This window comes from Micromonospora lacuserhaii (assembly GCF_036902735.1).
Taxonomy (GTDB): Bacteria; Actinomycetota; Actinomycetes; order Mycobacteriales; family Micromonosporaceae; genus Micromonospora.
Genome location: NZ_JBAKHO010000002.1, coordinates 74,756 through 98,000, shown reverse-complemented (window position 1 = coordinate 98,000; position 23,245 = coordinate 74,756). Strand labels below are relative to the sequence as shown.

General features: G+C 73.3%; 21 protein-coding genes. 8 read left to right on the top strand and 13 right to left on the bottom strand.

The window, feature by feature from the left end; all coding sequences use genetic code 11:
* From V6U81_RS01790 to pgi, 4 genes are all read right to left on the bottom strand, one after another.
* Positions 1 to 702, bottom strand: coding sequence for a lysoplasmalogenase family protein (locus V6U81_RS01790; protein WP_334483368.1), 702 nt, complete (start codon positions 700 to 702; stop codon positions 1 to 3).
* On the bottom strand, positions 699 to 1,526 hold the full coding sequence (locus tag V6U81_RS01785) for a sterol desaturase family protein (protein ID WP_334483760.1): 828 nt from the start codon (positions 1,524 to 1,526) through the stop codon (positions 699 to 701). Before V6U81_RS01785 ends, V6U81_RS01790 begins: the two co-directional genes overlap by 4 nt.
* Positions 1,523 to 2,248 (bottom strand): FadR/GntR family transcriptional regulator, encoded by a 726-nt coding sequence (locus V6U81_RS01780; RefSeq protein WP_334483365.1) that lies wholly within the window; start codon positions 2,246 to 2,248, stop codon positions 1,523 to 1,525. The genes V6U81_RS01785 and V6U81_RS01780 overlap by 4 nt, the downstream gene beginning before the upstream one ends.
* A 107-nt stretch (positions 2,249 to 2,355) precedes the next feature.
* Complete coding sequence (gene pgi, locus V6U81_RS01775; protein ID WP_334483362.1) at positions 2,356 to 3,990, bottom strand: glucose-6-phosphate isomerase; 1,635 nt, start codon at positions 3,988 to 3,990, stop codon at positions 2,356 to 2,358.
* Positions 3,991 to 4,235: 245 nt separating this feature from the next.
* Between pgi and V6U81_RS01770 the strand changes: the two genes are divergently transcribed.
* Together V6U81_RS01770 and V6U81_RS01765 are read left to right on the top strand one after the other, a co-directional pair.
* Positions 4,236 to 6,206: an ABC transporter ATP-binding protein gene (locus V6U81_RS01770; RefSeq protein WP_334483359.1), complete on the top strand. Its 1,971-nt coding sequence runs from the start codon at positions 4,236 to 4,238 to the stop codon at positions 6,204 to 6,206.
* Positions 6,207 to 6,223: 17 nt separating this feature from the next.
* Positions 6,224 to 7,105, top strand: a complete 882-nt coding sequence (locus V6U81_RS01765; RefSeq protein WP_334483356.1) for a GNAT family N-acetyltransferase — start codon at positions 6,224 to 6,226, stop codon at positions 7,103 to 7,105.
* A gap of 22 nt (positions 7,106 to 7,127) precedes the next feature.
* Here V6U81_RS01765 and V6U81_RS01760 read toward each other — a convergent pair whose 3' ends face one another.
* Positions 7,128 to 8,300, bottom strand: a complete 1,173-nt coding sequence (locus V6U81_RS01760) for an MFS transporter (RefSeq protein WP_334483353.1) — start codon at positions 8,298 to 8,300, stop codon at positions 7,128 to 7,130.
* Between the two features lie 360 nt (positions 8,301 to 8,660).
* Between V6U81_RS01760 and V6U81_RS01755 the strand changes: the two genes are divergently transcribed.
* Complete coding sequence (locus V6U81_RS01755; protein ID WP_334483350.1) at positions 8,661 to 10,094, top strand: glycoside hydrolase family 10 protein; 1,434 nt, start codon at positions 8,661 to 8,663, stop codon at positions 10,092 to 10,094.
* Between the two features lie 135 nt (positions 10,095 to 10,229).
* Positions 10,230 to 11,279, top strand: coding sequence for an aldo/keto reductase (locus V6U81_RS01750; RefSeq protein WP_334483347.1), 1,050 nt, complete (start codon positions 10,230 to 10,232; stop codon positions 11,277 to 11,279).
* 70 nt (positions 11,280 to 11,349) lie between these two features.
* On the opposite strand, the gene V6U81_RS01745 is transcribed toward V6U81_RS01750, so the two are convergent.
* The 6 genes from V6U81_RS01745 to V6U81_RS01720 all read right to left on the bottom strand — a co-directional run bounded on the left by V6U81_RS01745 (position 11,350) and on the right by V6U81_RS01720 (position 17,427).
* A complete protein-coding gene (locus V6U81_RS01745; RefSeq protein ID WP_334483345.1) occupies positions 11,350 to 11,859 on the bottom strand; it encodes an NUDIX domain-containing protein in 510 nt (169 codons plus the stop codon).
* Positions 11,860 to 12,090: 231 nt separating this feature from the next.
* Positions 12,091 to 12,732: an SRPBCC family protein gene (locus V6U81_RS01740; RefSeq protein ID WP_334483341.1), complete on the bottom strand. Its 642-nt coding sequence runs from the start codon at positions 12,730 to 12,732 to the stop codon at positions 12,091 to 12,093.
* On the bottom strand, positions 12,729 to 13,091 hold the full coding sequence (locus V6U81_RS01735) for an ArsR/SmtB family transcription factor (RefSeq protein ID WP_334483339.1): 363 nt from the start codon (positions 13,089 to 13,091) through the stop codon (positions 12,729 to 12,731). The genes V6U81_RS01740 and V6U81_RS01735 overlap by 4 nt, the downstream gene beginning before the upstream one ends.
* Before the next feature lie 45 nt (positions 13,092 to 13,136).
* Positions 13,137 to 15,887 carry a cation-translocating P-type ATPase gene (locus V6U81_RS01730; RefSeq protein WP_334483337.1) on the bottom strand — a complete coding sequence of 917 codons (2,751 nt, stop codon included), beginning with the start codon at positions 15,885 to 15,887 and terminating at the stop codon, positions 13,137 to 13,139.
* A 70-nt stretch (positions 15,888 to 15,957) separates the two neighbouring features.
* The gene (locus V6U81_RS01725) at positions 15,958 to 16,629 is read right to left on the bottom strand and encodes a peptidoglycan recognition protein family protein (RefSeq protein WP_334483335.1); all 672 of its coding nucleotides are present in this window, start codon (positions 16,627 to 16,629) and stop codon (positions 15,958 to 15,960) included.
* Between the two features lie 66 nt (positions 16,630 to 16,695).
* On the bottom strand, positions 16,696 to 17,427 hold the full coding sequence (locus V6U81_RS01720) for a lysozyme (protein ID WP_334483332.1): 732 nt from the start codon (positions 17,425 to 17,427) through the stop codon (positions 16,696 to 16,698).
* A 194-nt stretch (positions 17,428 to 17,621) separates the two neighbouring features.
* On the opposite strand from V6U81_RS01720, the gene V6U81_RS01715 reads away from it, so the two are divergent.
* From V6U81_RS01715 to V6U81_RS01705, 3 genes are all read left to right on the top strand, one after another.
* Positions 17,622 to 17,969 (top strand): YciI family protein, encoded by a 348-nt coding sequence (locus tag V6U81_RS01715; RefSeq protein WP_334483329.1) that lies wholly within the window; start codon positions 17,622 to 17,624, stop codon positions 17,967 to 17,969.
* Positions 17,966 to 19,174, top strand: a complete 1,209-nt coding sequence (locus tag V6U81_RS01710; RefSeq protein ID WP_334483327.1) for an RNA polymerase sigma factor — start codon at positions 17,966 to 17,968, stop codon at positions 19,172 to 19,174. The genes V6U81_RS01715 and V6U81_RS01710 overlap by 4 nt, the downstream gene beginning before the upstream one ends.
* 160 nt (positions 19,175 to 19,334) lie before the next feature.
* The gene (locus V6U81_RS01705) at positions 19,335 to 20,288 is read left to right on the top strand and encodes an endonuclease domain-containing protein (protein WP_334483325.1); all 954 of its coding nucleotides are present in this window, start codon (positions 19,335 to 19,337) and stop codon (positions 20,286 to 20,288) included.
* A gap of 70 nt (positions 20,289 to 20,358) precedes the next feature.
* Here the strand turns inward: V6U81_RS01705 and V6U81_RS01700 are convergent, their stop codons facing one another.
* Complete coding sequence (locus V6U81_RS01700) at positions 20,359 to 20,787, bottom strand: MarR family winged helix-turn-helix transcriptional regulator (protein WP_334483322.1); 429 nt, start codon at positions 20,785 to 20,787, stop codon at positions 20,359 to 20,361.
* 134 nt (positions 20,788 to 20,921) lie between these two features.
* On the opposite strand from V6U81_RS01700, the gene V6U81_RS01695 reads away from it, so the two are divergent.
* Positions 20,922 to 22,673 carry an ABC transporter ATP-binding protein gene (locus V6U81_RS01695; protein ID WP_334483758.1) on the top strand — a complete coding sequence of 584 codons (1,752 nt, stop codon included), beginning with the start codon at positions 20,922 to 20,924 and terminating at the stop codon, positions 22,671 to 22,673.
* Between the two features lie 64 nt (positions 22,674 to 22,737).
* On the opposite strand, the gene V6U81_RS01690 is transcribed toward V6U81_RS01695, so the two are convergent.
* Entirely contained in the window at positions 22,738 to 23,244 is a 507-nt protein-coding gene (locus V6U81_RS01690; RefSeq protein WP_334483319.1) for a VOC family protein, read from the bottom strand.
* Between the last annotated feature and the right edge of the window lies 1 nt (position 23,245).

The following is a 23,245-nucleotide window of genomic DNA, read 5'->3' as shown; positions in this document are numbered from 1 at the left end:
TCAGTCAGCGTCCGGGCCGGTCAACCTGCGGCGATCTTGCAGTTTCTGCCCCGACAAAAAGGCGAATTGTGCGCGACGGGGGCCGAAAGTGCAAGATCGCGCGGGAGAGCGGCGGGCCCAGGCGGTGGTGAGCAGGAACAGCGCCGCGATGTAGGTGACCATCACCAGCAGCCGCCGGCCGGGCAGCTCCGCTCCGGCCGCGCCCACCCCGATCAGCAGGTCCGAGGCGAGGAAGAGCGCCCCGCCGGCCGCCGCCCGCCGGGAGACCCCGGCCGCGGCGGCGGCCATCAGGCTCAGCGCCAGGCTGTAACCGAGCACCGGCAGCCGTAGGTCACCCAGCCGGCCCCAGAGCAGCGCGTTGGCTCCGGCCCAGAGGGCGAGGTAGCCGGCGAAGACCGCCGCCGGCGCCCGCCGGTGCCGCAGGAACGCGGTCAGGAAGCAGACCTGGGTGCCGAGGAAGCAGCCCATCCCCGCCAGGAACGCGGTGTCGCCGGGCAGCAGCAGGGCCACGTCGCCCGCCGTCGCGCACACCAGCCCGGTGGCCACCAGGTCCCACCGCCGGCGTACGGCCAGCAGCCGTACCAGCAGCAGCGGGGCGAGCAGCGGCTTGGCCGCCCACTGGAGGGCGGGCGCGTCGAGCGCGACGCCGACCAGCTCGACGGCGACGGCCGTGCCGAAGAGCACCGGCCAGAGTCGCCTCATCGGGCGGGCTGCCAGCCGGGCCGGCCGAAGACGTGCCCCAGCCGGTGCCGCCACGAGCCGGCCCGGCGCACGTCGGCCCAGATCGCGGCGTACTCGTGGGTGGCCACCCGCAGCGGGTTGTAGGTGGTGATGTTCTTCGTCAGCCCGTACCGGACCGTGGCGCGTTCCGGCTCGAAGCTGGCGAAGAGCCGGTCCCAGATGATCAGGATGCCGCCGTAGTTGCGGTCGAGGTATTCCGCGTTGGCGCCGTGGTGGACCCGGTGGTGCGACGGCGTGTTGAAGATCCACTCGATCGGCCGGGGGAGCAGGGTGATCCGCTCGGTGTGCAGGAAGAACTGGTAGAGCAGGCTGATCGACTGCTGCAGGAAGATCATCCACGGCGGGATGCCGAGCAGGGCCAGCGGGAGCCAGAACGGCAGCGAGGTCATCGGCGTCCAGCTCTGCCGCAGCGCGGTGGAGAGGTTGAAGAACTGGCTGGAGTGGTGCACCACGTGGCTGGCCCAGAAGAGGCGTACCTCGTGGTGGGTGCGGTGGAACCAGTAGTACGCCAGGTCGTCGGCGAAGAAGAGCAGCACCCAGGTCCAGGCGCTGGTGGGGGAGAGGTGCACCGGCGCCACCGTCCAGAGCGCGGCGTAGAGGCCGATGGTGAGCAGCTTCCACGGGAAGCCGATGAGCTGACTGCCGGCGCCCATGGAGAGGCTGGTGGTGGTGTCGCGCAGTTCGTAGCCGCGTTCGTCGTCGTCCGGCGCGAACCGGTACGACAGCGCCTCGACGATGATGAGCAGCAGGAACGCCGGTACGGCGTAGAGCACGGCGGGGATCATGCTCGGCATTCCCTTCCGGGTGGGGTGGCGGGGGTGGTGAGGTCGGCGGTGAGCAGCGTGTGCGCCTGCGCGGCGGCGGCGTCGCCCCGCCCGTCGGCGATCGCCTCGGCCAGCCGGCGGTGCCCGGCGACGTCGAGCAGTTCGGCGGCGCGTCGCTGCGGCGGCACGTCGCCCACGGCCACCGCCCCGGCCACCAGGCTGTTGAACGCCAGCAGGTAGGCGGTGTTGCCGGAGCCGTCCACGATGTGTCGCCAGAGCGCGATGTTGGCCGCGCCCATCGCGTGCAGGTCGGGGGCGAGGGCGGCGTACTCCTCGACCGTGGTGGTGACGGTGTGCCGCAGCGCGGGGGTGGCCCGGTCGGCGCAGAGTCGGGCGGCGTCGACGCCGACGCAGGCCCGCATCTCCATCATGTCCCGTACCAGGTTGTCGACGGGTAGCACGTCGCCGGACTGGGTCAGGGACAGGGCCAGGTCGAGGCCGGCGTGCACCCGCCAGTCGAGTACCCGGGTGGCGCCGCCCTGGCTGATCCGGAGCAGGCCGAGCTGTTGCAGGCGGCGCAGCGCCTCCCGCACGGCGTGCCGGTTGACCGCGAACGCGGCGGCCAGTTCGCGCTCGCCGGGCAGCGGGTCGTCCGCCCGGTAGTGGCCGCTGACGATGGCGTCGCGGAGCTGGCCGAAGACGTGGTCGGAGACGGAGCTGCGGGGCACGGGTACGAAGGCCACGGCAGCAGTGTGGCGGCGAACACATCAACCGGTCAACTGGTTGGACCAGTTTTCGTACCGAAGAAAGGGCGGCCGGGTCGTCACGACCCGGCCGCCCCCGGGAAGCCTCAGCTCCGGCCGCGCTCCGCCCGGTAGCGGCGGATCAGCGCCGCCGTCGACGAGTCCACGTCCGACAGGTCCGGCGCGTCGCCGGTCAGCATCGGTGCGAGCTGGTTGGCCATCACCTTGCCCAACTCCACGCCCCACTGGTCGAACGGGTTGATGTCCCAGATCGCGCCCTGAGTGAAGACGATGTGCTCGTAGAGGGCGATCAGCTGGCCCAGCGTGGCCGGGGTCAGCTTCGGCGCGATGATCGAGGTGGTCGGGTGGTTGCCCGGCATCACCCGGTGCGGCACCACGTCGGCCTTCGTCCCCTCCGCCTCCACCTGCTCCTTGGTCCGGCCGAACGCCAGCGCGGCGGTCTGGGCGAAGAAGTTCGACATGAACAGGTCGTGCATCTCGCCCAGGTCGTGGTTGGGCTGGCTGAACGCGATGAAGTCCGCCGGGATCAGCAGGGTGCCCTGGTGGATCAGCTGGTAGAAGGCATGCTGGCCGTTGGTGCCCGGCTCGCCCCAGAAGATCTCGCCGGTCGGGTGGTCGACCGCGGTGCCGTCCAGCGTCACCGACTTGCCGTTGCTCTCCATGGTCAACTGCTGCAGGTACGCCGGGAACCGGTGCAGGTACTGCGAGTACGGCAGCACGGCGTGGGTCTGCGCCCCGAGGAAGTCGACGTACCAGACGTTGAGCAGGCCGAGCAGCGCCGGCACGTTGCGCTCCACCGGCGTGGTCCGGAAGTGCTCGTCCACGGCGTGGTAGCCGGCCAGCAGCTCCCGGAACCGCTCCGGGCCGATCGCCAGCATCACCGACAGGCCGACCGCCGAGGGCAGCGAGTACCGGCCGCCCACCCAGTCCCAGAAGCCGAACATGTTCTCCGGGTCGATGCCGAAGTCCGTCACCCGCTGGGCGTTGGTGCTGACCGCGACGAAGTGCCTGGCGATCGCCGCGTCGTCGGCGTCCAGCCCGCAGAGCAGCCACATCTTCGCCTGGTTGGCGTTGGCCAGCGTCTCCTGGGTGGAGAAGGTCTTCGAGACCACCACGAACAGGGTGGTCGCCGGGTCCAGGTCGTGGGTCTTGTCGTGGATGTCGGTCGGGTCGATGTTCGACACGAACCGGCAGCTGATCCCGGCGTCCCGGTACGCCTTGAGCGCCTCGTACGCCATCACCGGCCCGAGGTCGGAGCCGCCGATGCCGATGTTGACCACCGTGGTGATCCGCTCACCGGTGTGACCGCGCCACTGGCCGGAGCGCACCCGCTCGGCGAACGCCGCCATCCGGTCCAGCACCCGGTGCACGTCGGCGACCACGTCCTGGCCGTCGGCGATCAGGGTGGCGTCCCGGGGCAGCCGCAGCGCGGTGTGCAGCACCGCCCGGTCCTCGGTGGAGTTGATGTGCCGCCCGGCGAACATCGCGCAGATCCGGTCGCTGAGCCGGGCCCGCTCGGCCAGCGCGGTGAGCAGCCCCAGCGTCTCGTCGGTGACCAGGTTCTTGCTGTAGTCGACGTGCAGGTCGGCGACCTCGCCGGTGAGCCGCTCGCCGCGCTGCGGGTCGGCCGCGAACAGCTCCCGCAGGTGGGTGGCGCGGATCGTCTCGGCGTGCTTGCGCAGCGCCTGCCATTCGTCGGTGCCGGTCACACTCGCAGCCATCGGGTCGATCTTCTCCTTCACGACGGTTCGCCGGCCGGCGCGTCCTCGCTCCTGCCGCGCCGGCCCGCCGTCCAGCCTGCCACCCGGGGCCGACCCGCGCGACGCGACGCGGCGGACCCGTCCCGACGGGTGGGCGACGACACGCCACTGCGACACCTGTACGACACGCCGATCACCGCGAGACACCGCGTGATCGCTGACCGTAAGCTCGCCGGGAGTTCCCGCCCTTCGTCCCGGGAGGACCCATGGCCACGGTCATCGGCCCGCGCCGCTCGTCCGACGAAAACCCCCCGTCACCCGACGACGATGACGTCGACGAGCTGAGCCTGCCGGAGCTGGAGGACGGCAGCTGGATGCACCACGCCACCGAGTTCGCGCACACCAGCTTCCGGTCCGTGGCCCGCCGGTTGCCCCGCCTGGTCCGCGAGGCGGTCGCGCTGGCCTGGGCCACCAACCGGCGGGACACCCTCGCCGCGATCGGGCTGAATCTCGCCGCGGGCGTGCTGACCACCCTCGGCCTGCTCGCCACCACCGGGGTGCTGCGCGAGCTCTTCGCCGACGGGCCGACGCCCGACCGGGTCCGGGCCGCCCTGCCGTCGCTGGCGCTGGCCGCCCTCGCGGTCACCGCCAGGGGCGCCCTGACGGTCGTCGCCGGCTGGGCGCAGGCCCGGCTGATCCCGCAGATCAACTACGCGGTGGAGCTGCGGCTCTTCGAGGCCACCACGGCCGTCGAGCTGGCCGCGTTCGACGACGCCGGTTTCGCCGAGGAGATGGACCGGGTGCGCGACCGGGGCATGGCCGAGGCAGCGTCCATCGTGGACCACACCGTCAACCTGCTCACCGGGGTGGTCGGCGTGCTGGCCACCGCCGCCGCGGTGGCCGTGATCCAGCCGGTGCTGCTGCCCTGCCTGCTGCTCGCCGCCGTCCCCGAGGCGGTCACCGCGGTCAAGATGGCCCGCCGGCAGTACCTCGCCATGCTGGCCCGGATCACCCGCCGGCGGCGGCTGTGGATGCTCGCCCACCTGATGGCCAACCGACACACCGCCGCCGAGGTCCGGGCGTACCAGATGCGGGGTTTCCTGCTCGCCGAGTTCCGCCGGACGATGACCGGGGAGACCCGCGCCCAGCTGCGCCTGGCCCGGGCCCAGACCGCCACCCGGGCGGTCGGCATGTCCGCCGGCGGCCTCGCCGCCTTCGGTGTGTACGCCGTCCTCGGTGGGCTGCTGCAGGCCGGGACGGTGGTGCTGGCCGCCGCGGCCACCGCCCTGCTCGCGCTCCAGTCCGCCCGGTCCAGCCTCGGCAGGGCCGTCTACGCCACCAACAACCTCTACGAGGACGCCCTCTACTACCAGGACTACCGGGACTTCCTCGACCGGGCGCGGGCCCGGATGAGCGCCGGGCAGGGGCGGACGGCGACCGGGTTCGACGCGATCGAGCTGGACCGGGTCAGCCTCCGCTATCCGGACACCGACGCCCCGGCGGTGGACGAGGTGAGCCTCACCGTGCGCCGGGGCGAGGTGGTCGCCCTGGTCGGCGAGAACGGCTCCGGCAAGACCACCCTGGCCAAGCTGATCGCCGGCCTCTACCGCCCCACCGGCGGGGTGATCCGGTGGGACGGCGTGGACGCCGCCGAGCTGGACCCGGTGCAGACCGCCGCCCAGGTGGCGGTGATGACCCAGGACTGGTGGAAGTTCCCCTTCACCGCCGGGCAGAACATCCGCATCGGCCGGCACGACCGCCCCGCCGCCCATCCCGGCCCGACCGTCGAGGACGCCGCCCGCTCCGCCGCCGCGCACGACATGATCGCCGACCTGCCCTTCGGCTACGACACCCTGCTCGACCGGGAGTTCAAGAACGGCCACGACCTCTCCGGCGGCCAGTGGCAGCGGCTGGTCGCCGCCCGCGGGCTCTACCGCGACGCCCGGCTGCTGATCTGCGACGAGCCCTCCGCCGCCCTCGACGCCCGGGCCGAGCACGCGCTCTTCCAGCACCTGCGCCGCCGTCCCGACCGGGCGGTCGTCCTGATCACCCACCGGCTGGCCAACGTCCGGCACGCCGACCAGATCTTCGTGCTGGATCACGGCCGGCTCGTCCAGCACGGCAACCACGACGAGCTGATGGCGGTCGGCGGGCTCTACCGGGAGCTGTTCGCGCTCCAGGCCAGCGGTTACCTGGCCGCCACCGGCCCGGAATCCGGTGGCGTTCCGGCCGGGTGACCGGCCAGGCTGGGCGGATGGCATCCCTGGAGATCCGCCCGATGCGGCCGGCGGACCTTCCGTCGGCCGAACGCGCCTCGGCGCGTACCTTCCTCGAGGCCGACCGGCGTCATCGCAGGGTCGGTGATCCGGAGGTGACGCCGCGCTCGGCAGCAGCCTCCGCCCAGTGGATCGACCGAATGGGCTACTTCCTCACCGTGGACCCCGGCGGCTGCCGGGTGGCCGTCGAGGGGGACGAGGTCGTCGGCTTCGCGATCTCGCAGAACCGGGACGACCTGTGGTTCCTCGCCACCTACGGGGTGCTGCCCGAGCAGCAGGGCGCCGGGGTCGGCCGGCGGCTGATGGACGCCGTGCTGGCGCACGCCGACGGCCGTCCGGGCCTCTTCTCCTCCACCGTGCACCCGGGCGCGACCCGCCGGTACCGGCTGGCCGGCTTCACCCTGCACCCGCAGATGCGCATGGTCGGCACCGTCGACCGGTCCACGTTGCCGGCGGTCGCCGGGCTCGACGAGGGGCACGCCGATGACGTCGGGTGGATGGACCGGCTCGACCGTGACCTGCGCGGCGCCGGCCACGGCCCGGACCACGAGTACATGCTCAAGACCCTGCGCCTGGTGGTGTCGCGCGCCCCCGGCCGACCCGGGTACGTCTACCTCGACGAGGAACGCGGGCGACCCGCCCTGCTCGCCGCCGCGCACCCGGAGACCGCCCAGGACCTGCTCTGGGAGGCGCTCGCCTCGGCCCGGGGTGACACCCTCGTCAACTGCATCACCACGGCCAACCACTGGGCGATCGACGTCGGCCTGGCCGCCCGGCTCGACCTCGGTCAGGAGGGCTACCTGGCGCTGCGCGGGATCCCGGAGCCGGCGCCGTACCTGGCCAGCGGCCACTTTCTGTGATGTCCCGTCCGCCCGGCGCGGGTCAGGCCGGGGCCAGCTCGCCGGCCCGTCGAGTCGCGAGCAGCGGCTCGGCGAGGACCACCAGGAGTGCCGCCACGGTCACCAGCCCGCCCAGTGCGAACGATCCCCGCGCGCCGACCGTGGGCAGCGCCAGCCCACCGACCAGCGCGCCGAGCGCCACGCCCACGTTGAAGGTCGCCGAGTTCGCCGCGAAGCCGAGCTCCGTACGGCCGGGCGCCACCACCAGGATGCGGGCCTGGGTGGCCACGAAGACCGGCGCCGCCGACGCGCCCAGCACGGCCAGCAATCCGACCACCGCCCAGCGGGCGCCGATGGCCAGCGGCAGGCCGAGCAGCGCCGCGGCCTGCCCGCCGACGGTCAGCGCCAGCGTGCCCCGGGGGAACCGGCCCACCAGCCGCCCCGCCAGCGCCACCCCGACGATCCCCGCCAGCCCGAAGACGAACAGCAGCACCGCCACCGACCCGTCGGCGAAGCCCGCCCGGGTGAGCAGCTCAGTCACGTAGGTGAACCCGGCGAACATGCCGGTCACCGAGAGCGCGGTGGTCAGCAGCACCGCCGCGAACCGTCCCCGGTCCGGTGCCGAGGCGTACGCGCCGTGGCTGGCCTCGGGTGGCGTGGTCGGCAGCAGCGCGGCGACCGTGACCAGGGCGGCGACCGCGGCGACCGTGAGCACCACCAGCGGCGCCCGCCAACCCTCCCGTTGGCCGAGCCAGGTGCCGGCCGGCACGCCCGCGACGGTGGCCAGCGCGCCGCCGATCGACATCACCGCGACCACCCGGCCGCGCACGGCCGGGCGGAACAGCCCCACCGCCGCCGGTGCGGCGACGGCCCAGAACAGGGCCTGGGCGAGCGCAGTGGCGATCCGGGCGCCGAGCAGCACCGGGTACGACGCGGCGACGATCGAGACCATGGTGGCCGCCGCGAGTACGGCGAGCACGACGCCGAGCAGGTGACGGCGGGGGACGGCCCGGGTCAGCTGGGCCAGCGGCAGCGAGACGAGCGCCACGGTGAGCCCGTACCAGGAGACCAGCCGGCCGACCGCGGCCGCCGGGACGTCCAGGTCGGCGGAGATCAGCGGCAGCAGCCCGATCGGCAGGTTCTCGGTGGTGTTGAAGGCGAACGCGGAGAGCGCCAGCGCCAGCAGGACGCTCACCCGGCGTGCGGAGGTGACCATGCGCGACGCTCCTTCCCGGGCGGTGGTGCCGCCCTGGGCCGATCCGTGGAAGCCTAGGCGGCCGTCGCCGATCCGTCCGGCCCCGGCATCGAACGTTTCGGAGATCGGCCCCGCACCTCCGCTCCCCGGTGGCCGGTCCGCAGCGTGGACGGCGAATCAAGACATCGATGAACGTTGAGTTTTTCGAGATGTTTCGATAGCGTCACTGGCCGGAACCCCTCGACCTCTGCGGTGGCGGTCGAGTGACGGCGACGGGCCGGCGTGGCCCCCGGGCGACCACGCGAGGGCCCTGCCGGCCACCGCATTCGGGCGACGGTCGGGGTGGCGCATCCCCCACCCGTTCTCCGAAAGGCGACTGCCATGAACCACGTACGCGCCCGCGGCAGTGGGCGTTTGACGACTGCACCGCGGCTGCGCGCCGCACTGGTCTCGATCGCCACGGGCGCCGTCGCCCTCGGCGCCACCGTCGCCGTCGCGTCCAGCGCCAGCGCCGGGACGACGCTGGCCACCTCGGCCGCCGAGCAGGGCCGCTACTTCGGCACCGCGGTCGCGGCCAACAAGCTCTCCGACTCCGCCTACGTGGGCATCCTGAACCGCGAGTTCAACATGGTGACCCCGGAGAACGAGATGAAGTGGGACGCCACCGAACCGGCGCAGGGCCAGTTCTCGTACACCAGCGCCGACCGGATCGTCAGTCACGCCCAGGCCAACGGGATGCGCATCCGTGGGCACGCCCTGGCCTGGCACTCCCAGCAGCCCGGCTGGGCGCAGAACCTCAGCGGCAGCGCGCTGCGCTCCGCGATGGTCAGCCACGTCAGCCAGGTGGCCGGCCACTACCAGGGCAAGATCTACGCCTGGGACGTGGTGAACGAGGCGTTCGCCGACGGTGGCAGCGGCGCGCGGCGCGACTCCAACCTCCAGCGCACCGGCAACGACTGGATCGAGGTGGCGTTCCGTACCGCGCGGGCCGCCGACCCGGGCGCGAAGCTCTGCTACAACGATTACAACACCGACGGGCAGAACGCGAAGAGCAACGCGGTGTACGCCATGGTGCAGGACTTCAGGTCCCGCGGCGTGCCGATCGACTGCGTCGGCTTCCAGTCGCACTTCAACAGCGCCTCGCCGGTGCCGTCGGACTACCAGGCCAACCTCCAGCGCTTCGCCAACCTCGGGGTCGACGTACAGATCACCGAGTTGGACATCGAGGGTTCCGGCAGCACCCAGGCCGACAACTACACCCGGGTCACCCGGGCCTGCCTCGCCGTCACCCGGTGCACCGGCATCTCCGTCTGGGGCATCCGGGACACCGACTCCTGGCGGGCCAGCGGCACGCCGCTGCTCTTCGACGGCAACGGCAACAAGAAGCCGGCGTACACCGCCACCCTCGACGCCCTCAACGCCGGCGGCAGCACCACGCCGCCCACCACCGCGCCGCCGACCACGACCCCGCCCACCACGCCGCCGCCCACCACCGCCCCGCCGACCACGCCGCCCCCGAGCGGCGGCGGCTGCACCGCGTCCGTCTCGCTCCAGTCCTGGACCGGCGGCTTCGTCGCCACGGTCCGGGTCAGCGCCGGCCCGGCCGGCCTGAAGGGATGGACGGTCGGCCTGACCCTGCCCTCGGGCGCGACGGTCACCAACACCTGGAACGCGCAGAACACCGGCACCTCCGGCAGCGTCGCGTTCCGCAACCTCAGCTACAACGGCACCGTCGGCGCCGGCGGCAGCACCGAGTTCGGGTTCCAGGGCACCGGCGTCGGGCCCACCGCCCTTCCGAGCTGCGCGGCCGCCTGACGACGTCCCCCCGGCGCGGCGCCTGCCGCGCCGGGGCGGGACCCGCCGAAGGTTGACCTCGAGTGCACTCGAAAGCCTAGGTTGCCTCGCATCGCGCGGGCGCGGGGCCGGCGCTGATCCACAGGAGGCAGGACCGTGCGCTATCGCGTCCTCGGCGGCACCGGCATCGAGGTGAGTGTCCACGCGCTGGGCACCATGATGTTCGGGGCGGTCGGCAATCCCGACCACGACGACTGCGTCCGGATCGTGCACGCCGCCCTCGACCGGGGGGTCAACCTGGTCGACACGGCGGACATGTACTCCGCCGGGGAGTCCGAGGTGATCGTCGGCAAGGCGCTGCGCGGTCGGCGCGACGACGTGGTGCTCGCGACCAAGGTGCACTTCCCGATGGGGGAGGGACCCAACCGGGGCGGCAACTCACGGCGCTGGATCGTCCGGGCGGTGGAGGAGAGCCTGCGCCGGCTCGACACCGACTGGATCGACCTCTACCAGGTGCACCGCCCCGACCACACCACCGACGTGGAGGAGACCCTCGGCGTGCTGACCGACCTGGTCCGGGCCGGGAAGATCCGCGCCTTCGGCTGCTCGACGTTCCCGGCCGAGGAGATCGTCGAGGCGCACCAGGTGGCCGAGCGCCGGGCGTTGGGTCGATTCCGCACCGAGCAGCCGCCGTACTCGCTGGTCGCCCGGGGGATCGAGACCGCGGTGCTGCCGGTCTGCCAGCGGTACGGCATGGGTGTGCTGGTCTGGAGCCCGCTGGCCTCGGGGTTCCTCTCCGGCCGGTACCGGACCGGCCGGGACGTCGACCTGACCACCGGCCGCCCGGCGCTCACCCCGGCCCGCTTCGACCCGACGCTGCCCGGAAACGCCGCCAAGTTCCAGGCGTTGGCGGAGCTGGCTGCGCTGGCCGACGAGGTCGGCTGCACGCTGCCCGAGCTGGCGGTGGCCTTCACCGTGGCGCACCCGGCGGTCACCTCGGCCCTGCTCGGTCCACGCACCATGGCGCAGCTCGACAGCCTGCTCGGCGGGTCCGCGCTGGTCCTCGACGACACGATCCTCGACCGGATCGACGAGATCGTGCCGCCCGGCGTCAACCTCTACCAGCCCGACGGCGCCTGGCGCCCGCCGGTGCTCACCGACCCGGCCCGCCGGCGCCGGCCACTCGGCGAGCGCGCGGCCGCCTGACCCGACCGTCCCGGTCTCCTCATCGGCGCCCCGGCCACCGGCGGGCCACCCGCGTGATCGACGCCGCTGGTCAGGGCCGGCGGGCGAAGAAGTCCGCCATCGCCCGGGTGTGGGTGGAGAAGGCCAGCTCGACCGGCTCGGTGAGGACCAGCCACTCGGTGGCCTCCTCGGTCGGCGCGGACGGCGGCAGCCCCTCGGCCGGGCGCTCCGGCAGCTCGCCGAAGATCATGATGGTGCCGCCGGCCGGGGCGCCGTGCACGGCGAAGAGCCTCGCCTCGTCGGCCGCCCCGATCAGGCCGGTCTCCTCGCGCAGCTCCCGCACCAGCGCGTCGGCCCACTCCTCGCCGTACTCGATGAAGCCGCCGGGGAGCGCGAGCAGGCCGCGCGCCGGCTCGATGTCCCGGCGGACCACCACCAGGCCGAGCCCGGCGTCCGTACGCACCGGCAGCAGCGCGACCGCCACCGGCAGCGGGTTACGCCACACCGTCTCGCCGCAGACCGCGCAGACCCGCGGCCAGCCGGCGTCCGCCGGGTAGGTGGCGCCGCAGAACGAGCAGTGCGAGTACGAAGAGCCGGTCATGTCGCCGCACGTTACCGCCCCGGCCTCGCGGACGCTCCCCACCCGGCGGTGCTCAGGCGGTGCCCGTCAGCGCCACCCGGCGTGCCGGAGTTGTGCGGCGATCTCGCGGACCGGGGCCATGGTCGTCCCGGATGTCACGTAGCGGGCGACGCGTAGTGCGCTCCTTCCCGGACGCCACGCCCTGACCGTCGCGCCGGGCCGCGGGGTGAACGCGGCCCGGCGCGGCGGTCGTCAGGCGGCCGGTGCGCCGGTGTACGCGGCCGTGGTCCGGTCGGCGGCGGCCCGCGCCTGCTCCGGGTCGGTGCCGGCGGCGACGCTGGCCTCGCGCCAGGCCTCGCTGCTCGCCGTCATGAACCGGCGCCCGTCCGCCGAGCCGATCCAGGCGGCGGCCGTTTCGGGGGTGACGCCGCTGCCGTCGGCGGCGAGGTGGGAGGCGAGGCCGAGCAGGCCCGAATCCCAGCCGACGCCGACCGCGCCCGGGCCAAACTCGGCCCACCGCTCGTCGTCGACGTGCGCGACGTGCTCCAGGGTGAACCGGGTCCGACCGTCGTCCTCCGGGGTGAGGCGGACCTCGATCCAGCTCACCTCGTCGCCGTACTCCCAGGTGGCGGCGAAGCTCTGCGGCGGGTCGCAGCGCTCGATGGTGCCGCCGGCGTTGCCCTCGAACTGGTAGCGGCCGTGCAGGCGCAGGTCACCCGAGACGGGCAAGAACCAGCGGGGGATGCGTTCGGCGTTGGTGCAGGCGTCCCAGAGGTCCTCCAGCGACGCGTCGTAGGTCTGGCTGATGGTGAGCACGCGCGCCTCGCTGGCTTCGAGCGTGCGGTTGCCCACGGTGCGGCGGACGGCGCTGATCTGGTGCGTGGTGTCGATCATCGGGCACTCCTGTCGTCGGTCGACTCGGTGTGCGATCGCCGTTCGCGCCGGCCCCGGGCCAGCTCGGTGGCCAGGGCGTCCAGGGCCGGGGTCCAGAACCGGCGGAAGCCGGCCAGCCACTCGTCGACCTCGCGCAGCGGGCGTGGGTCGACCGCGTAGAGGCGGCGGGCGCCCTGCGGGCGCACGGTGGCGAAGCCGTTGTCCCGCAGCACCCGTAGGTGCTGCGAGACGGCCGGCTGGGAGATGCCGAACTCCTGCTGGATCACCGCGCAGACACCGCCGGCGGTGAGCTCGCCCTGGGCGAGCAGCTCCAGGATGCGGCGGCGCACCGGATCACCGAGGACGTCGAAGGCGTGCACCCGCCCTTTCTATCATGCCCTGCTTATATAAGCGAAGGGTGTGATTCAGTGTCGCCGGCGGGCCGCCCGGCGCAGCTCGTCGGCCCCCCAGACGATCGGCGGGAAGGCCAGCAGCAGGGCTAGCATCGCCGGCTCCGGCGGGCGGGTGCCGAAGACCGCGCGCAGCGGCGGGACGCCGACGATCACCGCCGCGAAGGCGACCTCAAAGGCGATCCCCCAGAGCAGCAGCCGGTTGCTGAACACGCCGATCCGCCGCAGCGAGGCGTGCTCGGTCCGGGCCGCGAAGGCCGTGCCGATCTGGCAGGAGACGATCCCGAGGAAGGTCATCGTGGTCGCCTCCCGGTACGCGTCGTGCAGTGCGCTGCCCGGCCCGGTCGCCGCGCCGGGGCGCCAGCCCGCCCGCAGCAGCACCGCGAAGAACCCCGCCATCACCAGCGCTGCCGAGATAAGCCCGAGGAAGCCCCAGGCGCGGGCAAGCATCGCCCCGTTCACTACCCGGGCGTCGCGGCGCCGGGGCGGCCGGTCCATCAGCCCCGGTTCCGCCGGTTCCCGACCGAGGGCCAGCGCGGGCAGCGTCTCGGTGCCCAGGTCGATGGCGAGGATCTGCATCACGGTCAGCGGCAACGGCACCGCCCCGGCGGTGAGCGCGAAGATCAGGAAGGGCACGACCTCGGGAGTGGCGTGGGCGAAGATGTAGAGGATGAACTTGCGGACGTTGTCGTAGACCCGCCGTCCCGCCGCCACCGCCGCCACGATGGTGGCGAAGTTGTCGTCGGTGAGGATCATCGTGGCGGCCTCGCGGGTCACGTCGGTGCCGGTCCGGCCCATCGCCACACCGATGTCGGCTCGGCGCAGCGCCGGGGCGTCGTTGACCCCGTCCCCCGTCATCGCGACCACCTGGTGGTTGGCCCGCAGCGCCTCGGCGATGTGCAGCTTCGCCTCGGGGGAGACCCGGGCGAAGATCACCTCTCGTCGCTCCCGCACGAGCTGCCGCAGCTGCTCCGGGGAGGTCCGGTCCAGGTCGCTCCCGGTGACCACGGTCGCCTCACCCCGGACGATGCCGACCTGCCGGGCGATCGCCGTGGCGGTCAGCCCGTGGTCGCCGGTGACCATGATGATCCGGATGCCGGCGGTGTGGCACCGCGCCACCGCCTCGGGCACCTCCGCCCGCGCCGGGTCCACCATCGCGACGAAGCCCAGGAACGTCAGCTCCCGCTCCGCGTCCTCGCGTCGGGTCGGCGCGGCGTCCAACCGACGCCGGGCCACCGCGAGGACCCGCCGGCCCTGCGCGGCCTGCGCGGTCACCGCGTCGTCCAACCCCTTGCGGTACGCCTCGTCCAGCGGCCGGTCGGCGCCGTCCGCGCCGGCGACCTGGCCGCACCGACGCAGCACCTCCTCGGGCGCGCCCTTGGTATGTAGCCACAACCCGTCGGCGTCCCGGTCGACGGTGGACATCAGCCGCAGCTTCGTGTCGAACGGGAACTGCGCCTGCCGTCCCTCCCGATGCGTCGGGTCCAGGCCGAGGACGGCGGCGAAGCGCAGCAACGCCACCTCGGTCGCGTCGCCGCGCTCTCCCTCGGCGTTGTTGCAGGCGATCATCGCCAGTCCCAGGGCCCGCAGCGCCGCGTCGGACCGCAGCGCCGCGTCGGACCGCGGCGGCGCCGGGCCGGGTGGCCCGGCGGGAGGAGTTCCGTCGCCGGCCGGAGCGGACGTCGCCCCCGGCGCCGGGTCGAGGAGGGTGTCGCCCGCCCGGACGGCGACCACCCGCATCCGGTTCTCCGTCAGCGTGCCGGTCTTGTCGGTGCAGATCACGTCCGTCGAGCCGAGGGTCTCCACGGCGCTGAGCCGCTTCACGACCGCGCCCACCCGGGCCAGGCCGCGTACGCCGACGGCCAGGGCGAGGGTGATGGTGGGCAGCAGCCCCTCGGGGACGTTCGCCACCAGCAGGCCGATGGCGAAGGCGAACGCGTCGCCCACCGACATGCCGGCGGCCAGTACGCCGATCGGGAAGAAGACCAGCCCCGCGCCGACCGCCACCGCGGCGATGAGCCATGCCACCCGGCGCACCTGCTTCTCCAGTGGGCTCTCCTCGCGGCCCACCCGCTGGCTGAGGGCGGCGATCCGGCCCAGTTCGGTGCGCATTCCGGTGGCGTACACCAGAGCCCGGGCCTCCCCGCCGAGGCAGGAGGTGCCGCTGAAGACGACGTCACCGGCCTCGGTGAGGCTGCCGGAGCGGTCCGTGGCGTCGGCGGAGCGGGCGACCGGCTGGGACTCGCCGGTGAGCGCGGAGAGGTCCACCTCCACCGCGCCGTCGACCAGCCGGGCGTCGGCGGAGATCCGGTCGCCCTCGCCCACGCCGAGCAGGTCGCCGGGGACGAGTTGCGCGGCCGGGATCTCCTGCCAGCGGCCGTCCCGGCGGACCCGGGCGTGCTGCGGCAGGTAGCGGGTGAGCGCCTCGACCGCCCGCTCGGCCTGGCGCTCCTGTACCGAGGCGAAGAGCGCGTTCAGCGCGATCACCACGAGGATCGCCCCGGCCAGCACCGGGGTGCCGGCCACCCAGGCCAGCGCGGCGGCGACCCACAGCAGCAGCGCCAGCGGGTGTACGACCTGCCGGCCGACCTCACGCCACCAGCCGCGCCGTCGCTGCCGGCGCAGCTCGTTCGGGCCGTACCTGGTCAGCCGGCGGCGGGCCTCGGCGTCGTCCAGGCCCGCGGTACCGCACTGCAGGGCGCGGCAGAGCTCGTCCAGCGGGGCCCGTGGGTCCGGGTCGCCGGTCGTCGGCTGAGACTGCGCCACGCCTCCAGGCTGCGACACCCTTCGACCCGACGGGCTCGGATCGCGATATCCGGCCGGCGTGCCGGGTCGGTCAGCCCAGCCGAGCCGCGACGGCGGAGCGCAGCTCGGGCAGCCGGCCGTGCAGCAGCCCCGGGCACTGGGTGCTGTTGAAGTCCTTGTGGCCGTATATCTCGGTCGCCGGGATGCCGTACTGCTGGCAGGTGAACGCGCAGAAGACCACCAGGCTGTCCCAGAGCGCCTGCGGCGGCTGCACGTCCAGGTAGATGCCCTCGTTCTCGATCCCGATGGCCTGGCTGTTCTGCCCGACGCAGTGCGCGCCCTGCACCATGGTCTGCCCGTGCAGCAGCCCGTAGAGGCTGCCGTGCCGGCCCTCGGTCAGGAACCCGCCCCGGCTGTTGGTGAAGTGCTGCCCGGAGTCGAGCCAGCCGTTGGTGTCCATGTGCAGGTCCTGAATATCGCGGGAGTTCGCGTACGCGTGGGCCAGGCTGTAGTCGGTCGAGTTCGGGAACGCGGTGTGATGAATGATGATCTTGTTGGGGCGGTTCTGCACCACGGTCACCGCCGAGGACGGCGGTCGGGCGCCCCAGGTCGCGCAGTTGGCGATGGTCGGCTGGTCGATCCGGGTGGCGGCGGCCCGGGCGACGTCGCGGTCGCCGGCGGGCAGCAGGGCGGCGGCGCCGGCGGTCGCGCCGAGCAGGACCGCGCCGCGCAGCACGTCACGCCGGGAGACGGGTACGGACATGGTGGCCTCCTGGTGGGCTCGGGCGGGAACCGGCGGCGGGCCGGACGGCCCGCCACCGGCGGGGGATCAGCAGGGCCCGTTGCAGGCCAGCACCCGGAGCCGGTCCAGGGTGCCGTTCCAGACGTTCTGGTCGCCGGGGAAGATGCCCGACGACGCCCACTGCCAGAAGGAGTACGTCGACCAGCCGGCCGGCAGGGTGCCGACGGTGCTGGAGTACCGGGCGATCCAGAGTGGGTTGTTGGCGGCGAACTGCGAGGTGTTGCCGGTGCAGGTGGTCCACCAGTCGGTGGTGGTGTAGATCGTCGCCCAGCGCCCGGTGCGGCTGTAGTACTGGTTGACGAAGGACGCGATCCAGCTGCGCATCCCACTCTGGCTCAGCCCGTAGCAGGTCGAGCCGTACGGGTTGTACTCGATGTCGAGCGCGCCGGGCAGGGTCCGGCCGTCCTTCGACCAGCCGCCGCCGTGGTCGACGAAGTAGTTGGCCTGGGTGGCGCCGCTGGTGGTGTCGGGGCGGGCGAAGTGGTACGACCCGCGGATCATCCCGACGTTGTAGGAGCCGTTGTACTGCTGGGCGAAGTACGGGTTGGTGTAGTAGGTGCCCTCGGTGGCCTTGACGTACGCGAACCGGGCGCCGTTGCTCCAGGCGGCGGACCAGTTGACGTTGCCCTGATGGCTGGAGACGTCCATGCCGGGCAGTCCGGCCGGGGCGGCGCTGGCGGGGGTCGCGCCGAGGGTGGCGGCGGCGACCAGGGTCGCGGTGGCCAGTAACGCGGCCGCGACCGTACGCAGACGGTTCATCTTTCCTCCCGGGGGGTGGCCGCCTCGTGGGCGGCGGGAGCGACGAAGGGAACTGTCACGTATTAGGTCACGGCCGGCGATAGTTTTCAATAGATGAAGTCAAGATTATCTATGAAAGGGTCAGGTCGGGGTGTCGATCGGGGCCCTCGCCGATCGTGTGGAAGGTGGAGGATCCACCAGAAGGGGTGAGTGCCATGACGCAGTACCTGATCAGCATGTACCAGCCCGAGGGCGGGCGGCCCGACCCGGAGTTCCTGGCCGGGGTGATGCGCGAGCTCGGGGTGATCCGCGACGAGCTGGTGGCGAGCGGTTCCTGGGTCTTCGGGCAGGGGCTGCACGACCCGTCCACCGCCACCGTGCTCCGCCCGAAGGGCGACGACGTGCTGGTCACCGACGGCCCGTTCGTCGAGGGCAAGGAGTACCTGGGCGGCTTCATGATCATCCGCGCCGCCGACCTGGACGCCGCCCTGGAGTGGGGCCGGCGCTACGCGGTCGCCACCACCCTGCCGGTCGAGGTCCGCCCCTTCCAGGGCGAGGGGTGACGCTCGACGTCGAGTCGGTGTTCCGCGCGGAGTACGGCCGCGCGGTCGCCGTGCTGGTCCGCCTCCTCGGCGACATCGACCTCGCCGAGGAGGCCGTCCAGGAGGCCTTCACCGAGGCGGTGCGGCGCTGGCCGGAGACCGGCCCGCCGCCCAGCCCGGCCGGCTGGATCATCACCACCGCCCGGCGCCGGGCCATCGACCGGCTGCGCCGGGAGGCGTCCCGCAACGGCCGGCAGGCCCAGGCCGCCCTGCTGTACGCCCGGGACGCCCCGGCCGAGGAGGGACCCGTGCGCGACGACCGGCTCCGACTGATCTTCACCTGCTGCCACCCGGCGCTCGCCCCGGCCACCCGGGTCGCGCTCACCCTGCGCCTGCTCGGCGGGCTGAGCACCGCCGAGATCGCCCGCGCCTTCCTGGTCCCCGAGGCCACCATGGCGCAGCGGCTGGTCCGGGCCAAGGCCAAGATCCGGCACGCCGGCATCCCGTACCGGGTGCCCGGCGACGCCGACCTGCCGGACCGGCTGCGCGCCGTCCTCGCCGTGCTCTACCTGATCTTCAACGAGGGGCACACCGCCAGCGCGGGGGAGCGCCCGGTCCGCGAGGACCTCTGCGTCGAGGCCGTCCGGCTGGCCCGGCTGCTGGTCGCGTTGATGCCCGACGAGCCGGAGGCGCTCGGACTGCTCGCCCTGATGCTGCTCACCGAGGCCCGCCGTCCCGCCCGGGTCGCCGCCGACGGCACCCTGCGCCCGCTCGCCGAGCAGGATCGCGGCTCGTGGGACCGCGCGCTCGTCGCCGAGGGGCAGGCGTTGGTGCGCCGCTGCCTGCGCCGGGACCGACCGGGCCCGTACCAGATCCAGGCCGCGATCCAGGCCGTGCACAGCGACGCGCCGACCGCCGCCGACACCGACTGGGGCCAGGTCCTCCAGCTGTACGACCAGCTCCAGCGGGTCGCCCCGGGCCCGGTGGTGGCGCTGAACCGGGCGGTGGCGCTGGCCGAGGTACGCGGCCCGGCCGCCGCCCTCGCCGCCGTCGATGAGCTCGACCTCGCCGGTTACCACGTCTACCACGCCGTCCGCGCCGACCTCTTGCGCCGCCTGGGCCGCGCGTCGGAGGCGGCCCTCGCGTACGACGCGGCGATCACCCGCACCGGCAACGAAGCCGAGCGGGCCTACCTACGCGACCGCCGCGCGTCAGTCTCGCCTTGATCGTTTGCTGTCCTGCCACTCGACACGCCGAGCCGACAGTGGCTGAGCGACAAACGATCTCCTTAGCACATGTGGTGGGCGGCGAGGGGGTTGTCCACAGTGCACAGGTGAGGGGGGTGGGGCTTGTTGCGACGGGGAGGGGGCGGTCAGGGTCGGTGGGGTGGACGGAGTGTTGGGGGAGTTGCTGGAGCGGTGCGGTGGGGTGGTGCGCCGGGCGACGGCGTTGGAGGTGGTGCCGCGGTGGACGCTCGAGCGGGCGGCCCGCGATGCCCAGCTGATCCGGGCGCTGCCGGAGGTCTACGTCGACGCCCGCCTCGCCTGGCCGGATCTGGGCTGCGGCACACCGCTGCTCGCGCTGCTTCCTCCCGAGGTGGGACGGCGGGCCGTCCTCGCGTACGCGGACGGCCGTGGCGCGCTCAGCGGCCCCACCGCGTTGGACGCGTGGGGTCTGCGGACGCAGCCCCAGGGCGAGGCGCTGCATCTCGACGTGCCGCCACACTCGGCCATCCGATCCCGACCGCACCTGGTCGTGCACCACCGGCGTGGACTGACGCCGGCGCCACCTGAGGTGCTGATCCGATCCGGGCTTCCGATGGTCCGGCTGGAGTCGGCGCTGGTCGACTCCTGGCCGATGTTGCCGGAGCCGGACCGGCCGGGTCCGGTGATCCGGGCGGTCAACGACCGCCTCACCACGTCGCGGCGGATCAGTGCGGCGCTACGGACCAGATCGCGGCTGCCCGGCCGAGCGAGCCTGCGGAAGCTGCTGGAGCGACTCGAGGCGGGGTGCCGGAGCCCGCTGGAGATCTGGGGCCACGACCGGGTCTTCGTCGGCCCCGGAATGCCGGAGTTCCGCCGTCAGGCCCGCATCGTGGTCGGCCGGCGCGCCATGTACCTCGACGTGTACGCCGAGCGGGAGCGGGTCGACTTCGAACTCGACGGGGCGACGACGCACGGCGACCCGCGCCAGCGCGAGGTCGACCTGCGCCGGGACGCGTTGCTCGCCACCGTGGGCATTGTGGTAGTGCGCTTCAGCCACCGCCGCCTGGTCCACGAGCCCGACGCGGTACGCCGCGAGGTGCTGGCGATCCTGGCTAGCCGCCGCTTGATCGTCTGAGCCTGAACCACTCGACGGGCCGCCGAGAGTGCGGCTCACCCTCAGACGATCAAGAGCGCCGTCGGCGGGCTCAGTCGCGCAGGGTGCGCAGGATGCGGGTGAGCTGCTCCCGGTCGGTGGGGGAGAGGTGGCCGAAGAACCGGGTCGCCTCGGCGTCCCGCGCGGTCCGGATGGCCGCGCCCACCCGGGTGCCCTCCTCGGTCGGCGCGACCAGGGTCGCGCGCCGGTCGGCCGGGTCAGGGTGGCGCGCGACGAGCCCGCGTTCCTCCAGGCCGTCGACCACCTCGGTGGCCGAGCGGGGGGCGATGTGCAGGTGTTCGGCGAGCGCGCTGAGCCGCATCGCGCCGTGCCGGGTGAGCACCCCGAGCGCGCGGGCGTGCCCGGGGTTGACCTCCCACGGGCCGAGGGTCTGCCGGGACTGGTGGCGCAGCCGGCGGGCCACGGCCCAGAAGAGCTCGGCCAGGCTCTCCTCGTGCGGTTCGGCGTCCTCGGCGGTCACCGGAATACGGTAGCAGGACTTCCTGTTGTTCCCTCATGATGAGGTAACCTCAGCAATGTTTCCCCGACAGGAAGAGGCATTCCTTGGACACCACCCCCACCCGCCGGGAGGGCCGCGGCGGCGCCCCCCGGACGATCAGCGCCGCCGAGAAGGCCCAGGCCCGGGACGTGTCGCTGCGCCGTATCGGCCGGCTCTTCACCGCGTACCGCGGGCAGTTGACCACCGTGGTCGCGATCATCGTGGTCTCGTCGGTGATCGCGATGGCCTCGCCGTTCCTGCTGCGTGCCGTGATCGACCGCGCGCTGCCGGAGCGCGACCTGACCCTGCTGGCCTGGCTGGTCGGCGGCATGGTCGCCGTCGCGGCGGTGACCGCCGTGCTCGGCGTGGTCCAGACCTGGATCTCCACCCGGGTCGGGCAGCAGGTCATGCACCGGCTGCGCACCGACGTCTTCACCCACCTGCACCGGCAGTCGATCGCGTTCTTCACCCGTACCCGCACCGGCGAGGTGCAGTCCCGGATCACCAACGACATCGGCGGCATGCAGACCGTCGTCACCTCCACCGCCACCTCGATCGCGTCGAACCTGACCACCGTGGTCGCCACGTTGGTCGCGATGGCGGCGCTCTCCTGGCGGCTCACCCTGGTCTCCCTGGTGGTACTGCCCCCGGCCATCTGGCTGACCCGCCGGGTCGCCGCGCTGCGCCGCGAAATCACCGCGCAACGGCAGCGCGAGCTGGCCGACCTCAACGTCACCATCGAGGAGGGGCTGTCGATCAGCGGCGTGCAGCTCAGCAAGACCCTCGGCGCCGGCGCCGCGCTTACCGAGCGGTTCACCGACTCCTCGGCCCGCCTCGTCGACCTGGAACTCCGCTCCGAACTCGCCGGGCGCTGGCGGATGGCCTCGATGAGCGTCATCTTCGCCGCCATCCCGGCGGTCATCTACCTCGGCGCCGGGCTGCCCGGCACCGCCGGCACGCTCAGCATCGGCACCCTGGTCGCCTTCACCGCCCTGCAGGGTGGGCTGTTCCGGCCGCTGATGGGGCTGCTCAACGTCGGCGTCTCGCTCACCGCCTCGCTGGCGCTCTTCGCCCGCATCTTCGAGTACCTCGACCTCCCGGTCGAGGTGGACGACCCCGCCCACCCGGTCGAGATCGACCCGGCGCGGGTCCGCGGCCACCTGCGGATCTCCGACGTCACCTTCAGCTACCCGGGCAGCGACACCGCCGCCGTCGCCGGCGTCAGCCTCGACGTGCCGGCCGGCACCAGCCTGGCCCTGGTCGGCGAGACCGGCTCCGGCAAGAGCACCCTGGCCGCCCTGGTCAGCCGGCTGCACGACCCGGGCAGCGGCCGGATCACCATCGACGGCGTCGACCTGCGCGACCTGCGGCTGACCGACCTGGCCGCCGTCGTGGGCGTGGTCAGCCAGGAGACCTACCTGCTGCACACCACCGTCCGGGAGAACCTGCGCTACGCCCGACCGGACGCCACCGACGCCGAGATCGAGGCCGCGGCCCGCGCCGCGCAGATCCACGACCTCATCGCCGGCCTCCCCGACGGGTACGACACGATGGTCGGCTCCCGGGGCCACCGCTTCTCCGGCGGGGAGAAACAACGCCTGGCCATCGCCCGTACCCTGCTGCGCGACCCGCGCATCCTGGTGCTGGACGAGGCGACCAGCGCGCTGGACACCGAGACCGAACGCGCCGTCCAGCGGGCCTTCGACGCCCTGTCGCGGGGGCGTACCGTGCTCACCATCGCGCACCGGCTCGCCACCGTCCGCGACGCCGACCAGATCGCCGTGCTCGACCACGGCCGGATCGTCGAGTCCGGCACCCACCGGAGCTTGCTCGACCGGGCCGGCCGGTACGCCGCCCTCGCGGCGTGACCGGCGCGGAGGGCGCGCTCCCGGGGCGCGGCCACGGCCGGTCAATCCGAGCCGGGCGCCGCGGTCAGTTCGACTGTTCCTGCTGCCTGGCCCACTCGGCGACCCGCCGCGCGCTCTCCGCCTCGGAGAGGTCCTCCACCCGGGTCATCACCGACCACCGGACGCCGAACGGGTCCCGGATGCTGGCGAACCGGTCGCCGGACACGAAGGTGGACGGTCCCTCGCGGACGACCGCACCGGCTGCCTCGGCCCGGGCGACCACGGCGTCGACGTCCGGGCAGTAGAAGCCGATGGAGTAGCAGTCCTGATCCCCTTCGGGCGCCGCGACGAGCCCGTAATCGGGCATCGGCTCCCCGAGTTGCAGCAGCCCGTGACCGAAGTCCAGGACGGCGTGGGCCACGACGCCGCCCATCTCGGTCACGTCGACCACCCGCGCCCCGAAGATCTTCTGATAGAAGTCGATGGCTCCGCGCGCATCCGGGATGGCCAGGAAGGGCGTCAGGCTGGTGGCGCCGTGCGGCGTGCCGTTCGTGGTGTGGTCGCCGTCGGCGGCTCGGCTGGTGACAGTCATG